The 12,797-nt window shown below is 74.8% G+C and carries 15 protein-coding genes; 7 read left to right on the forward strand and 8 right to left on the reverse strand.

The genetic code is table 11. From position 1 onward, the window contains the following. Positions 1 to 4: 4 nt before the first annotated feature. Positions 5 to 256, forward strand: coding sequence for a helix-turn-helix transcriptional regulator (locus tag FB380_RS03315; RefSeq protein ID WP_036335176.1), 252 nt, complete (start codon positions 5 to 7; stop codon positions 254 to 256). Between the two features lie 11 nt (positions 257 to 267). Here the strand turns inward: FB380_RS03315 and FB380_RS03320 are convergent, their stop codons facing one another. After that, entirely contained in the window at positions 268 to 1,248 is a 981-nt protein-coding gene (locus FB380_RS03320; protein ID WP_166753833.1) for an EamA family transporter, read from the reverse strand. A gap of 78 nt (positions 1,249 to 1,326) precedes the next feature. Between FB380_RS03320 and FB380_RS03325 the strand changes: the two genes are divergently transcribed. Next, positions 1,327 to 1,866: a CGNR zinc finger domain-containing protein gene (locus tag FB380_RS03325; protein ID WP_166753834.1), complete on the forward strand. Its 540-nt coding sequence runs from the start codon at positions 1,327 to 1,329 to the stop codon at positions 1,864 to 1,866. Positions 1,867 to 1,900: 34 nt separating this feature from the next. On the opposite strand, the gene FB380_RS03330 is transcribed toward FB380_RS03325, so the two are convergent. Continuing rightward, a complete protein-coding gene (locus FB380_RS03330; RefSeq protein WP_166753835.1) occupies positions 1,901 to 2,626 on the reverse strand; it encodes a (2Fe-2S)-binding protein in 726 nt (241 codons plus the stop codon). Between the two features lie 126 nt (positions 2,627 to 2,752). Between FB380_RS03330 and acs the strand changes: the two genes are divergently transcribed. The 3 genes from acs (at position 2,753) to FB380_RS03345 (ending at position 6,619) form a co-directional block, all read left to right on the forward strand. Continuing rightward, positions 2,753 to 4,735, forward strand: coding sequence for an acetate--CoA ligase (gene acs, locus FB380_RS03335; RefSeq protein ID WP_166753836.1), 1,983 nt, complete (start codon positions 2,753 to 2,755; stop codon positions 4,733 to 4,735). Positions 4,736 to 5,090: 355 nt separating this feature from the next. Continuing rightward, complete coding sequence (locus FB380_RS03340) at positions 5,091 to 5,621, forward strand: phage holin family protein (protein ID WP_229681951.1); 531 nt, start codon at positions 5,091 to 5,093, stop codon at positions 5,619 to 5,621. Positions 5,622 to 5,818: 197 nt separating this feature from the next. Continuing rightward, the gene (locus FB380_RS03345) at positions 5,819 to 6,619 is read left to right on the forward strand and encodes an alpha/beta fold hydrolase (RefSeq protein WP_229681952.1); all 801 of its coding nucleotides are present in this window, start codon (positions 5,819 to 5,821) and stop codon (positions 6,617 to 6,619) included. 93 nt (positions 6,620 to 6,712) lie between these two features. Here FB380_RS03345 and FB380_RS03350 read toward each other — a convergent pair whose 3' ends face one another. From FB380_RS03350 to nth, 5 genes are read right to left on the reverse strand one after another with little or no spacing between them, the layout of a single operon-like run. Further along, positions 6,713 to 7,894, reverse strand: coding sequence for a MarP family serine protease (locus tag FB380_RS03350; RefSeq protein WP_166753837.1), 1,182 nt, complete (start codon positions 7,892 to 7,894; stop codon positions 6,713 to 6,715). A gap of 46 nt (positions 7,895 to 7,940) precedes the next feature. Beyond that, a complete protein-coding gene (locus tag FB380_RS03355; RefSeq protein WP_166753838.1) occupies positions 7,941 to 8,429 on the reverse strand; it encodes a plastocyanin/azurin family copper-binding protein in 489 nt (162 codons plus the stop codon). Beyond that, a complete protein-coding gene (locus FB380_RS03360) occupies positions 8,426 to 9,190 on the reverse strand; it encodes an NUDIX hydrolase (RefSeq protein WP_166753839.1) in 765 nt (254 codons plus the stop codon). Before FB380_RS03360 ends, FB380_RS03355 begins: the two co-directional genes overlap by 4 nt. Then, the gene (locus FB380_RS25250) at positions 9,187 to 9,783 is read right to left on the reverse strand and encodes a TlpA family protein disulfide reductase (RefSeq protein WP_166753840.1); all 597 of its coding nucleotides are present in this window, start codon (positions 9,781 to 9,783) and stop codon (positions 9,187 to 9,189) included. The genes FB380_RS03360 and FB380_RS25250 overlap by 4 nt, the downstream gene beginning before the upstream one ends. Further along, the gene (nth, locus tag FB380_RS03370; protein WP_229681953.1) at positions 9,780 to 10,592 is read right to left on the reverse strand and encodes an endonuclease III; all 813 of its coding nucleotides are present in this window, start codon (positions 10,590 to 10,592) and stop codon (positions 9,780 to 9,782) included. The genes FB380_RS25250 and nth overlap by 4 nt, the downstream gene beginning before the upstream one ends. A 154-nt stretch (positions 10,593 to 10,746) precedes the next feature. On the opposite strand from nth, the gene FB380_RS03375 reads away from it, so the two are divergent. Both FB380_RS03375 and FB380_RS03380 read left to right on the forward strand, forming a co-directional pair. Further along, complete coding sequence (locus tag FB380_RS03375) at positions 10,747 to 11,040, forward strand: hypothetical protein (RefSeq protein ID WP_166753841.1); 294 nt, start codon at positions 10,747 to 10,749, stop codon at positions 11,038 to 11,040. A gap of 165 nt (positions 11,041 to 11,205) precedes the next feature. Next, positions 11,206 to 11,880: a Crp/Fnr family transcriptional regulator gene (locus FB380_RS03380; RefSeq protein WP_166753842.1), complete on the forward strand. Its 675-nt coding sequence runs from the start codon at positions 11,206 to 11,208 to the stop codon at positions 11,878 to 11,880. Positions 11,881 to 11,983: 103 nt separating this feature from the next. On the opposite strand, the gene FB380_RS03385 is transcribed toward FB380_RS03380, so the two are convergent. Next, complete coding sequence (locus FB380_RS03385; protein ID WP_166753843.1) at positions 11,984 to 12,793, reverse strand: NUDIX hydrolase; 810 nt, start codon at positions 12,791 to 12,793, stop codon at positions 11,984 to 11,986. Between the last annotated feature and the right edge of the window lie 4 nt (positions 12,794 to 12,797).

Genomic DNA, 12,797 nt, shown 5'->3' on the forward strand with positions numbered 1-12,797 from the left:
GCGGGTGAACGAGGGCGTCTTCAACCGGATCGCCCTGCTCCGGGCCGAGCAGGGGGTCAGCCGGCGCGAGCTCGCCGACGCCCTCGGCGTGCACTACCAGACGATCGGCTACCTCGAGCGCGGCGAGTACAACCCCAGCCTGAACCTGGCGCTGCGGATCGCGGAGTTCTTCCAGCTGCCGGTCGAGACGGTCTTCTCCACCACGCCCTTCCCCCGGATCAGCGACACCACCGCGCCCCGGTCCGCCTCGGGCTGACCGTCGTCGGCTCAGCTCCCGGGCGTCGTCGCCGACTCCGCACCGGCCGGCACCGGGTCGACGACGGCGGTCTCGGCCGGCGAGCGGTCCTCGCCCAGCCGGACCAGCACGATCCCCGCCAGGACGACGACCCCGCCGACGAGCTGGACGGCGTTCGGCTGCTGCCCCAGCGCCAGCCAGGCCGCCACCACCGCGAACAGCACCTCGCTCAGCCCGACGAAGGAGCTGAGCCGGGAGCCGAGCCGGCGGACGGCGGCGACCCCGGTGGCGTAGGCCAGCGCCGCGGACACCAGCGCCACCCCGAGCACCGGGACCACCCAGCTGGTCGACCGGCCGGCCAGCTCGACGTCCGCGGCGACGGTGCGCCACGGGAGGACGCCGACGAGCGCGGCCGCGCCGAGCACCAGGGCACCCGTGGCGAGCCCGGCCCAGGCGGTGACCAGCGGCGGCAGCGCGTCGTCGGAGTGCGCGGAGAGGACGAAGTAGGAGGCCAGCCCGACCGCGGCGATCAGCCCCCACATCACGCCCAGCGGGTCGATCTGCGCGCCGCTGAGCACGTCGAGGACCAGCACCAGGCCGCCGACGGCCACCACGACCCCGGCGCCGGTGACGCGGCTGGGCCGCTGCCCCAGCCGCGCCCAGGTCCAGAGCACGACGAGCAGCACGCCGGAGTACTCCAGCAGCAGCGCCACGCCGACCGACAGCCGGGAGACGGCGAGGAAGTAGGCCAGCTGGGGCAGCGCGACGGCCAGCGTGCCGAAGGCCAGGACGGCGCCGGCGTTGGCCCGCAGCAGCGACCACCTGCCCCGCAGCTGGGCCAGGGCGGGGACGGCGAGCGCCAGCGACGCGACCGCGATCCGCGCGGTCACCGCGGCCCCGGCGGTCCAGCCGGCGTCCAGCAGCGCGGTGGCGAACACCCCCGAGGTGCCGAACGCGGCCGCGGAGACCACGGCCAGCAGCAGTCCGATCAGCCCGGTCCGGCGGTCGAGCACGGCAGACACCTCCTTGTCAGGAGTCAACGGACGTACGCTCCTGTACCGGGGACGCTAGCAGAGGAGTACAGGAGTCACATGCTGTTTGCCCATGACACCGAGATGGGGATCGCCTGCGCCGCCGCGCTGGTGAACACCACCGGGGACGGCGAGGAGCGACTGCCCGACCCGGCGGCACTGGCCGCGTTCCTCGACGACTGGCAGTTCACCGGCAGCCGGGCCGGCGACGCCGCCGAGCTGGCCGCGGTGCACGAGCTGCGGTCGGTGCTGGCCGGGGTCTGGGACGCCGACGAGGACGGCGTGGTCGCCGTCGTCAACCGGCTGCTGCGCGAGGGCAACGCCCTGCCGCAGCTGGTCCGGCACGACGACTGGGGCTACCACGTGCACGCCACCGGGCCGGAGGCCCCGGTCGCCGACCGGTGGGGGGTGGAGGCCGCCATGGCCCTGGCCGACCTGGTGCGCGCCGGCGCCCTCGACCGGTTGCGCCGTTGCGCCGCCGCCGGCTGCGACGACGTCCTGGTCGACCTCACCAAGAACGCCAGCCGGCGGTTCTGCGACAGCACGTGCGCCAACCGCGAGCACGTGGCCGCCTACCGGGCCCGCCGCGCCGCCGACTGAGCCGCACACCCCGTGCCGCGCACAGCCGGCCCGCTCACGTCCGCTCGGCGAGGTCCTCGAGGAGCACCTGGCGCTCGGCCGGGTCCCGGCGCGGGCACGAGGTGCACAGCACCTCGTGCGGCACCCGGTAGAGCAGGCAGCAGGACGCCCGCCGGGTGAACCGGGCCGCGCTGCCGTCGGGCCGGCCGACGTCGACGTAGCGCGGCGCGGGCAGCGGCGCACCGATCGCCGCGGCCAGCGGCCCGGCCAGCGCGGTCACCGTGGCGACGTCGCCGACCGCGCGGCCGAGGGCGAGCAGCCGGTTGGCCAGCGAGTCGGTGGCGATCGCCCACAGCGGCCGCTCCCGGGCCCCGCCGGCCTCGGCCACCGCGGCCACGACCGCGCCGATCGTCGTCCGCAGGTCACCGGCCAGGTCCGGGCCGGCGCCGCCGCGGGTGGTCGCCGCGACGGGCACGCCGCCGGCCAGCGCGTGCACCGTGGTGTCCGCCAGCCGCGCCGACAGCCCCACCCCGGTCACCAGCCCGGCCAGCACCGGGGTGAGGAGCACGCTGGACACCGAGTACCACCACACGGTGGCCAGCACCCGCCGGTCGTCGGTCCGCTGCCGGACGGCGCGGGTGGCGAGCACCTGCGCCGTCCACGCCGGGTCGGCCAGCAGCGGCCCCGGGACGGGCGTCGCCGACGGCGGGGCGAGCAGCCCCAGCGCGGCGGCTCCGGGCAACCGGGACACCACGAGCGCCTGGGCACCGTCGTCCGTCACCCGACCAGTCTGCCCAGCCGGCGCCGACCGCGTGGGACGGACCTGACGGGAGCGTGACCGGGGCCATAGGTTGTGCACCGAGGCAGCGCCGCGCAGACCAGGCGGCGCCCGACCACGGAGGTGCGCATGAGCGAGACGACCGGCCAGCCAGAGGGCAACCAGGCCCTGTCCGACCAGCTGCCCGAGGGGGGCTTCCCGCCCCCGGCCGAGCTGGCCGCGGCCGCCAACGCCGGACCCGACGTCCACGAGCGCGCAGCCGCCGACCGGGTCGGCTTCTGGGAGGACGCAGCGCGCCGGCTCGACTGGGCCGAGCCCTGGGAGCAGGCGCTGGACTGGAGCAACCCCCCGTTCGCGAAGTGGTTCGTCGGCGGCAAGCTCAACGTCGCGGTCAACTGCGTCGACCGGCACGTCGACGCCGGGCACGGCGACCAGGTCGCCTACCACTGGGTCGGCGAGCCCGGTGACACCCGCACGCTGACCTACGCCGAGCTCAAGGACGAGGTCTGCCGCACGGCCAACGCGCTCACCGAGCTCGGCGTGACCGCCGGCGACCGCGTCGCGATCTACCTGCCGATGATCCCGGAGGCGGTGATCTCGATGCTCGCGTGCGCCCGCATCGGCGCCGTCCACATGGTCGTCTTCGGCGGCTTCTCCCCCGACGCCCTCGCCAGCCGGATCACCGACGCCGACGCGAAGGTCGTCATCACCGCCGACGGCGGCTACCGGCGCGGCGCACCCAGCCCGCTCAAGCCGAACGTCGACGAGGCGCTGACCAAGACCGAGGGCGTGCGCAGCGTGCTCGTCGTCAAGCGCACCGAGACCGACGTCGAGTGGACCGAGGGCCGCGACGTCTGGTGGCACGAGCTGGTCGCCGGCCAGTCGGCCGAGCACGAGGCGCAGGCCTTCGACGCCGAGCACCCGCTCTACATCATGTACACCTCGGGCACGACGGCGAAGCCCAAGGGGATCCTGCACACCTCCGGCGGCTACCTCACCCAGGTCTCCTACACCCACTGGGCGACCTTCGACCTCAAGCCCGACACCGACGTCTTCTGGACCGCGGCCGACGTCGGCTGGGTCACCGGGCACAGCTACATCGTCTACGGGCCGCTGGCCAACCGGGCGACCTCGGTCATGTACGAGGGCACCCCGGAGACCCCGCACCGGGGCCGCTGGTGGGAGATCGTGCAGCAGTACGGGGTGACGATCCTCTACACCGCACCGACCACGATCCGCACGTTCATGAAGTGGGGCGACGACGTCCCGGCCGGCTTCGACCTCTCCTCGCTGCGGCTGCTCGGCTCGGTCGGTGAGCCGATCAACCCCGAGGCGTGGCTCTGGTACCACAAGAACATCGGCGGCGGCCGCTGCCCGATCGTGGACACCTGGTGGCAGACCGAGACCGGCGCGCACATGATCACCCCGCTGCCGGGCACGACCACCCTCAAGCCCGGCTCGGCCCAGCGCCCCTTCCCCGGCATCGCGGCCAGCGTGGTCGACGAGGAGGGCAAGCCGATCGAGCCCGGCGCCACCGGCTACCTGGTGCTCACCGAGCCCTGGCCGTCGATGCTGCGCACCATCTGGGGCGACGACGAGCGGTACGTCGACACCTACTGGAGCCGGTACGGCCAGGGCGTCTACTTCGCCGGCGACGGCGCCAAGCTCGACGAGGACGGCGACATCTGGCTGCTCGGCCGGGTCGACGACGTCATGAACGTCTCCGGGCACCGCATCTCCACCACCGAGGTCGAGTCCGCCCTGGTCAGCCACCCGACGGTGGCCGAGGCGGCGGTCGTCGGCGCCACCGACCCGACCACCGGACAGGGCATCGTGGCGTTCGTCATCCTGCGCGGGGACGCCGTGGACTCCGGCGAGGACCTGGTGAAGGCGCTGCGCCAGCACGTCCGCAAGGAGATCGGGCCGATCGCCAGCCCGCGGCAGATCATGGTCGTCGCCGAGCTGCCCAAGACGCGCTCGGGGAAGATCATGCGCCGGCTGCTGCGGGACATCGCGGAGAACCGCGAGCTGGGCGACGTCAGCACCCTGACCGACTCCTCGGTCATGGACCTGATCAGCTCCAAGCTCCCGGCCGCGCCCAGCGAGGACTGACGAAGGACCCCGTCCTCCCCGACCCTCGCAAGCTCGGGCCGGGCCCCTGGACGGGGCCTGACCTCGCCACGTGCACGCTCGCGGCGGGCCCCTGCGAGGGGCCTGACCGCACCACGTGAACGCTCGCAGCGGGCCCTGCGAGGGGCCTGACCGTGCCACGTGGCGAGGTCGGGGCGGGCGGCTGCGACGGGGCAGTCCAGGGACGGACCTGACGGGGTCTCCGGGGGTGCGTCACGCACCCCCGGAGACCCCTTCGGGGCATCCGGGACGGCGGCCGGGACGCGCATGCGGCACGATCACCGGGACAACAACGTGCCGCGTCGTCCGATCGGCACCGACCAGGGAGGAGCCATTCGTGGCCCACAGTGTCTCGACGACTCCGCCGGTGAGTCGTCCCGCCGGGGCAACTCCGCTGGCGGGGCGTCCCGCCGGGCCCGCCGAGCCCTCGGTCGGCACGCTCGCCAAGAGCGCGATGGCCGACGTGTCGACCCTCGTGCGCGGCGAGATCGAGCTCGCCAAGGCCGAGGTCGGTGCCTCCGTCAAGCGCGGAGGAGCCGGCGCCGCGGCGTTCGCCGCAGCCGGCGTGATGCTGGCCTTCGCCGGGTTCTTCTTCTTCTTCTTCCTCGCCGAGCTGCTCGCCGAGTGGCTCCCCCGGTGGGCGGCGTTCCTCATCGTGTTCGCGCTGCTGGTGCTGATCGCGGCGATCGTCGGCTTCGTCGGGTGGCGACTGGTCAAGAAGATCAAGAAGCCCGAGCGCACCATCGAGACGCTGCAGGACCTCCCCGACGTCATGCGTCGTGAGGCCCCCGGCAAGCGGACCCACGACCTGCCCACCGTGCGGAACGGCCAGGTCGTCCGCCAGGACGCGCACGCCCCCCTGCGCTGAACCTGCGCGACGGGGCCCGCCGGCTCACCGGGCGCGGGGCGCCCCGGGCCGACGAGCCCCGGCCAGGGATCGCCGCGACGGTCCCCGCGGAGCGGCCCGACGCCACCAGCGTCCTGCTCCCGGGGCCGTGGGCGCACCGGGACGTCTCGGCCAACGGCGTCCGACTGCACGCCGCCGAGGCCGGCAGCGGCCCGCTGGTGCTGCTGCTGCACGGGTTCCCGCAGTTCTGGTGGTCATGGCGGCACCAGCTGACCGGGCTGGCCGCCGCCGGGTTCCGGGTGGTCGCCCCCGACCTGCGGGGCTACGGCGCCAGCGACAAGCCGCCCCGCGGGTACGACCTGCCGACCGCCGCCGCCGACGCGGCCGCGGTCGTGCGGGCGCTCGGCGAGGAGGACGCGGTCGTCGTCGGCGCCGACTGGGGCGGCCTGGTCGCCTGGACGATGGCCGCGCTGCACCCCCGGAGCGTGCGCAGTCTCGTCGTCGTCTCGGCGGCACACCCCCGCCGGCTGCGCAGCTCGGTCTCCGACCCCCGGCAGCGGCGGGCCCTGGCCCACGCCCTGCCCTTCCAGCTCCCCCGGTTGCCCGAACGGCGCCTGACCCGGCCCGACGACGACCCGGTGGCCGAGTGGATGCGCCGCTGGGCCGGCCCCTCCTGGGTGCACACCGCCGACTTCGCCGAGGCCGTGAGCCGGTACCGGTCGGCCAGCCGCATCCCCCAGGCGGCCTACGGGGCGATGGAGTACCACCGCTGGGCCGGGCGCTCGCAGCTGCGCCCGGACGGGTGGCGCTTCGCCCGGCGGATGGCCGCCCCCGTCACCGCGCCCACCCTGCAGCTCCACGGGGCACTCGACCCGGTGGTTCTGACCTCGACCGCCCAGGGGTCGGGCCGCTACGTGGCCGGCGCCTACGAGTGGCGGGAGCTGCCCGGCGTGGGGCACTTCCCGCACGAAGAGGCCCCGGACGAGGTGACCGCCGCCATCGCCGCCTGGGCCCACTGACGCACCGAGCCCCCCGCGCTGGGGCCCGGCCGCCCCTGGCCCCGTCCAGAGGCTCGTCCCGAGCTCGCGAGGGATGAGGAGGGCGGGGTCCTCCTACTCGCAGGCGCCGGTGTCGACCTCGGCGACCGCCGCCCCACCGACCGTCACGGCCTCGGCCACCTCCTGGGCGGTCAGCGCGTAGCCGGTCTCCGGGTCGTCGATCGCCGAGGCGAAGACCACGCCGAGCACCGACCCGTCGGAGGCGAGCAGCGGGCCACCGGAGTTGCCCGCCCGCACCTGCCCGTAGAGGGCGTACACGTCGCGCTGCACGGTGCGGGTGGTCCGGAAGTCCGGGCCGCTGATGTCCCCGCGGTCGCGCACCCGGGCCGGTCCGACGTAGAAGGGCCCGCCGCCGGGGTAGCCCATGACGATCGCGTCGGCGCCGGTGTCGACGGGCGTGGCGGCGAACTCCAGCGGCTCCTGCGGCAGCCCGGGGACGGCGAGCACGGCCACGTCGGTGGCCTCGTCGACGTACACCGTGACGGCGTCGTAGGCCTCACCCTCGGCGATGACCGTGGGGTCGGTGACGCCGGCCAGCACGTGCGCGTTGGTCATCACCCGGTCGTCGGCGAAGACGAAGCCGGAGCCGTCGATCTGCCGGGAGCAGGAGGCCGCGATCCCCCGGATCTGCACCACCGAGTCGCGCACCTGGTCGACCACCGGGCTGGCCAGCAGCGCCTGGTCCGGCGCCGGGACGTCGCGCGCCTGGGTGGGGGTCAGGGGGTCCAGGACGTCGGGCAGGCCCTGCCGGTCGATCGCCTCGCGGAGCGAGTCGTAGAGCGTGCGCACCTGGTCGGGCACGGTGCGGTCCACGGCCTGGACGAGGGAGGACTGGCGGACCTGCCCGGCCACGCCGGGGAACGGGGAGCTGGCCAGCGGGATGGCCACCATCCACGCCACCAGCAGGACGGCGAGGGCGGAGACCACCGCCCCGGCCACCGAGTCGACGACCTTGGCCGGTTCCCAGGTGATCCACCTGCGCACGGCCCTGCCGATCAGCCCGGCCAGCAGCTGGCCGAGCAGCGCGCCGGCCAGGACCACGACCAGGGCGACGAACACCCGGGTCACCGAGGAGTTGGCCAGGTCGTCGGCGATCGGCCCGGAGAGCTGGGCGCCGACGACGGCACCGCCGAAGAACCCCACGAACGAGGTGGCGGAGATGATCAGGCCCTGCCGGAAGCCGGAGAGGGCGAAGACGAGCGCGAGCACGATGAGGGTGAGGTCGACGAGGGACATGGTCAGCGCCCCCGGTCGATCGCGGGCCCGCCCGCTCCCTGCGCCGTCATCCCGGGGAGCTCACCGTCATCGTGCCGACCTGCCCCAGTGCCACGTGGAAGCTGCACTCGAAGGGGTACTCACCGGGCTCGGTGACGGTGAACTCGATCGTCTCGCTCTTCCCCGGGCCGAGCACCGGGATCTGCTCGGTGATCTCGGCCGGGCCTGCTCCCTCGGTGAAGAGGAGGTTGTGGGTCATCTGCTCCCCGGAGTTGAGCAGCGTCAGCCGCACCTCGCCGGGGGCCACGGTGAAGGTGGCGGGGGTGAAGACGTAGTCGTCGCCGGTCTCCACGGTGATCTCCTGGACGCCGTCCGCGGCGGTCTGCACCTGACCGGCCTCGGCGCCGGCGACGCGCTCCACCTCGGGGAGCGCCGGCTCGGAGCTGCACCCCGCGAGCAGCGCCGAGGCGAGGGTGAGGGCCAGCAGCGGGCCGGCCAGCGGACGGGCGGGCCGGTGGCGTCGGGCGCCTCCGGCAGCGGAGCGGGCCGTGGTCATCGCCCTGGAACGGTACGCGCGGAGCTGCTCAGGCCGGTGTCCTCGGCCACCGTCGGCGCGGCGCGGTCGGCGACGTCGGAGTCGACGGGCTCCGCCGGCACGTCACCGGGCCGCACCGGCGGGACGGCCAGGGGACGCACGTCACGGTCGTCCCACGGCTGGTGCAGCCCGGCGGCCTCCAGGACGGCGTCCAGCAGGGCTGCCGTGAAGCCCCACACCACCATGTCGGCCACCCCGAACGCCGGGCCGACGTAACCGGCGGGGTGCCGGACGCGGAACCGGTTGCCCGGGTCGACCAGCTCGCTCAGCGGCACCCGGGCGACCCGCGCCACCTCCCGCGGGTCGCCGGTGGTCACGTCGCGGGGGTCGTCCCACCAGCCCAGCACCGGGACGACGAGGTTGTCCGACGGCCCGAGGAACAGCGCGGGCAGGGTGGCGAGCACCCGCACGCCGGACGGGTCGACGCCGGCCTCCTCGTGGGCCTCGCGCAGCGCCGTGCCGACCGGGTAGTCGTCGCCGGGGTCGGCGCCACCGCCGGGGAAGGCCGGCTGACCGGCGTGGCTGCGCAGGTGCGCCGACTTCTCGATCAGCAGCACGTCGGGCCCGGCCGGGCCCTCGCCGAAGAGGATGAGCACCGCCGAGCGCCGGGCGCTGTCGGAGGCCTGGCCGTGCCGGTGCCACAGCGGCAGCTGGCCGGCGTTGGCGACCAGCCGCTGCAGGTGCTCGGGCAGCTCCGGGAGCTCCTCGGCGGAGACGGTCACAGCTGCACCCCGAGGTGCTCGGCCACGAGCCCCTGGAACTCCTCGAGCGAGTGCACCGGGCCGACCTGGACGTGGGCGACCGACCCGTCGGCGGCCAGGAAGAAGGTGTACGGGAGGTTGTTGACCCCCATCCCGGTCATCACCTCGCCGTCGGCGTCGAACGCGCTCGGGAAGGTCACCCCTGCGTCGTCGGCGAAGGAGGCCGCCGCGGGCACGCGGTCGACCGAGACCACGCCCAGCACCCGCACCTGGTCACCGGCGGTGTCGGCGAGCTGCTGGACCAGCGGCAGCTCCTCCCGGCAGGGGGCGCACCAGCTGGCCCACAGGTTGAGCACGGTGGGCACCCCGGGGGCCCGGCTGAGGTCGAGGGTGCCGCCGCCGAAGCACTCGAAGACGGTGGCCGGCAGGTCGCTCTCGGCCGCCGGGACCTCGGGCTGCTCCGGGCACGGCTCGAGGTCGGTCTCCACCGAGCCCACGTCGCTGCCCGCCGGTGACGCGACGGTCTCCTCGGGCGCCGCCTCCTCGGACGAGCAGCCGGTGAGCACGCCCGCCAGGAGACCGATGGCGCCCAGGGCGCGCAGTGCCCGGCTCACTCGGTGTCCGAGGCGGCCGGGGTCTTGACCAGCTTGGCCGCGGCCTCGGGGTCGAGCGGGCCGATCCCGTAGGACGGGCACCAGGCCGTCAGGCCACAGGCCCCGCAGGCCGGCTTCTTGGCGTGACAGACCCGCCGCCCGTGGAAGATCACCCGGTGGGAGAACATCGTCCACTCCTTCTTCGGGATCACCTCCGCGATCTCGGCCTCGACCTTGACCGGGTCCTCCTCCGCGGTCCAGCCGAACCGGCGGACCAGCCGGCCGAAGTGGGTGTCGACGGTGAGGCCCGGCACGCCGAAGGCGTTGCCGAGGACCACGTTGGCGGTCTTGCGGCCGACCCCCGGCAGGGTGACCAGGTCGGCGAGCCGGCCGGGCACCTCGCCGTCGAACCGCTCGACCAGCGCCTGCCCCAGGCCGATCACCGAGTTGGCCTTGGCCCGGAAGAAGCCGGTGGGCTTCAGCACCTCCTCCAGCTCGGCCCGGTCGGCCCCCGCGTAGGCGGCGGCGTCGGGGTAGCGGGCGAACAGCACCGGGGTGACCTTGTTGACCGTCTTGTCGGTGGTCTGCGCCGACAGGACGGTGGCCACCAGCAGCTCCAGCGGGGTGGTGAAGTCCAGCTCGCAGTGCGCGTCGGGGTGGATGACCGTCAGCTCGCGGGCCATCCGCCGGGCCCGGCGGGTGCGGGCCAACGGGCTCTCCTCCGGGTCGAACGGGGACACGCCCAGCCGGGCCGCGCGGGCAGGACGGCGGGCGCGCGCCGGCCGGGTGTAGGCCGGCGGGACGTCGGGAGAGGTGGCGGGCCGGGACACGCGTGTGAGGGTAGGCGTCCCGTCTGACAGCCACCGCCCGTCATACTCGGTGCTGACGTCCACCCGGTCGGTGACCGCGGACGTCCCCGGCCGCTCGACGACCTGGTCCCCCACCCGGCCTCCCCGCCGGGGTCGTCCTCCCGAGGAGGTGCACGTGGTCGCCCTCATCGTCATCCTCTTCCCGCCCCTGCTGATCGCGTTCCTGCTGGTGATGGAACGGGTCGAGGAGCCCTTGCGGCGCCCGACCTCCCAGCGCGAGGTCGAGGACTTCCTCGGCTCCGCCACCCCCGGCGAGGTGGGCACGCTGGCCAACTCCGGCATCCGCCGGGCGATGAGCCGCTGGCGGAGTCGCCGCCGCGGCCGCGCGCGCAGCGCCCCCCGCCCGGCGCTGACCGAGTCGGCCCACGGACCGGCCGACGAGGACGTCGACCCGCTCGACGAGGACTGAGCTCCAGGCACACGAAGTGCACGTCAGGAAGCCGTCGGCGCTCCGCTGCCACTCAGAGTGGGCAGGCTCGTGACGGAGTGCACTGGTGAGGCGGGCCACAGGCCCTAGACTCTCCGAGTAACGCGGGTCGCCATCGCACCCGTGAGGACGTTGCGAGAGGTGCACGTGGACGAGGTCCTTGCCCAGTCCGGTCTCTTCCAGGGGCTGTCGGAGGAGGCTGCCGAGCCGGTCGCGAGCGCGCTGGAGACGGTGACGCTCCCCCGCGGTCGCGTGGTCTTCAACGAGGGCGAGTCGGGCGACAGCCTCTACGTCGTCCTGTCCGGCAAGGTGAAGATCTCCCGCCGGGCGCCCGACGGCCGGGAGAACGTGCTGGCCGTGATGGGTCCCTCCGACCAGTTCGGTGAGCTGTCGGTGTTCGACCCCGGCCCGCGCACCGCGACGGCCACCGCCGTCACCGACGTGCGCCTGGCGAAGATGCCCAACCAGATGCTGCGCCCGTGGATCACCGCGCACCCGGAGATCGGTGAGCAGCTGCTGCGGGTGCTGGCCCGTCGGCTGCGGCGCACCAACGACTCGGTCGCCGACCTGATCTTCACCGACGTCCCCGGCCGGGTGGCCAAGGCGCTGCTGCAGATGGCCGACCGCTTCGGCAGCCGGGAGACCGACGGCCTCCGCGTCAAGCACGACCTGACGCAGGAGGAGCTGGCCCAGCTGGTCGGCGCCTCCCGCGAGACGGTGAACAAGGCGCTGGCCGACTTCGTGCACCGCGGCTGGATCCAGCTGCAGGGCAAGTCGGTCGTCGTCCTCGACGAGGAACGCCTCCGCCGCCGCGCCCGCTGACCCCACAGCGCTGACGAGGGCCCCGTCCGGTTCCCCGGACGGGGCCCTCGCACGTCGCGGACCGGGCGACCACAGCCGACCTGAACAGACCCCAGCGACGGGATCACGAGGGAAGCGGCGTGACCATCCGGATCCGGGTGCCGTCGGGCAGCACCGCGTAGTTGCCGTCCGGCCCCTGTTCGAAGGTGGGGCTGATCGGCTCGAGCGGCGCCGGCGGGGAGCCGGCCAGGGTCGCGGCGGCGTCGGCGAAGGGCGTCAGCTGGCCGAGCGTGTGGATCGTCGGCGGCAGCATCGGCCGGGTGCCGGCGGCGTGCTCGGCGAGCGCGGCGGCCGGCGTCGTCCACACCGCCTCGTCCGCCTCGCCGGAGACGTCCCGCGCCTCCTGGCCGACGGGCAGCAGGGCGGCGAAGAACTTGGTGTCGTACCGCCGCCGTTCCGGGGGCGGGGTGATCCAGTGCGCGAAGGGCCGCAGCAGGTCCGCCCGCAGCGCCAGCCCCCGCCCGGCCAGCAGCTCGGCGAGGGAGAGCTCGTGGCCCAGCAGGGCCTGCCGCTGGGCCTCCCAGTCGTCACCGGAGACGTCGGGCACCACGGCTCCGGAGCCGTCCGCCGGACCGGCCAGCAGGACGCCGGCCTCCTCGAACGTCTCCCGGACGGCGGCGCACACCAGCTCCCGGGCCAGTCGTTCGTCGCAGCCGAAGGCGCTCGCCCAGTGGGCCGGGGGCGGCCCCACCCAGGCCAGCTCGGTGTCGCCGTCCCGGTCGTCGACCCCACCACCGGGGTAGGCGGTCATCCCACCGGCGAACGGCATCCCCCGCGTGCGCCGGAGCAGGTACACCTCCAGCCCGGGTGCGCCGTCCCGCAGCAACAGCACCGTCGCCGCCTGCCGGATCGCAACAGGGGCAGGCGAGCTCACGGCG

Source organism: Modestobacter marinus, from assembly GCF_011758655.1.
Lineage (GTDB): Bacteria > Actinomycetota > Actinomycetes > Mycobacteriales > Geodermatophilaceae > Modestobacter > Modestobacter marinus.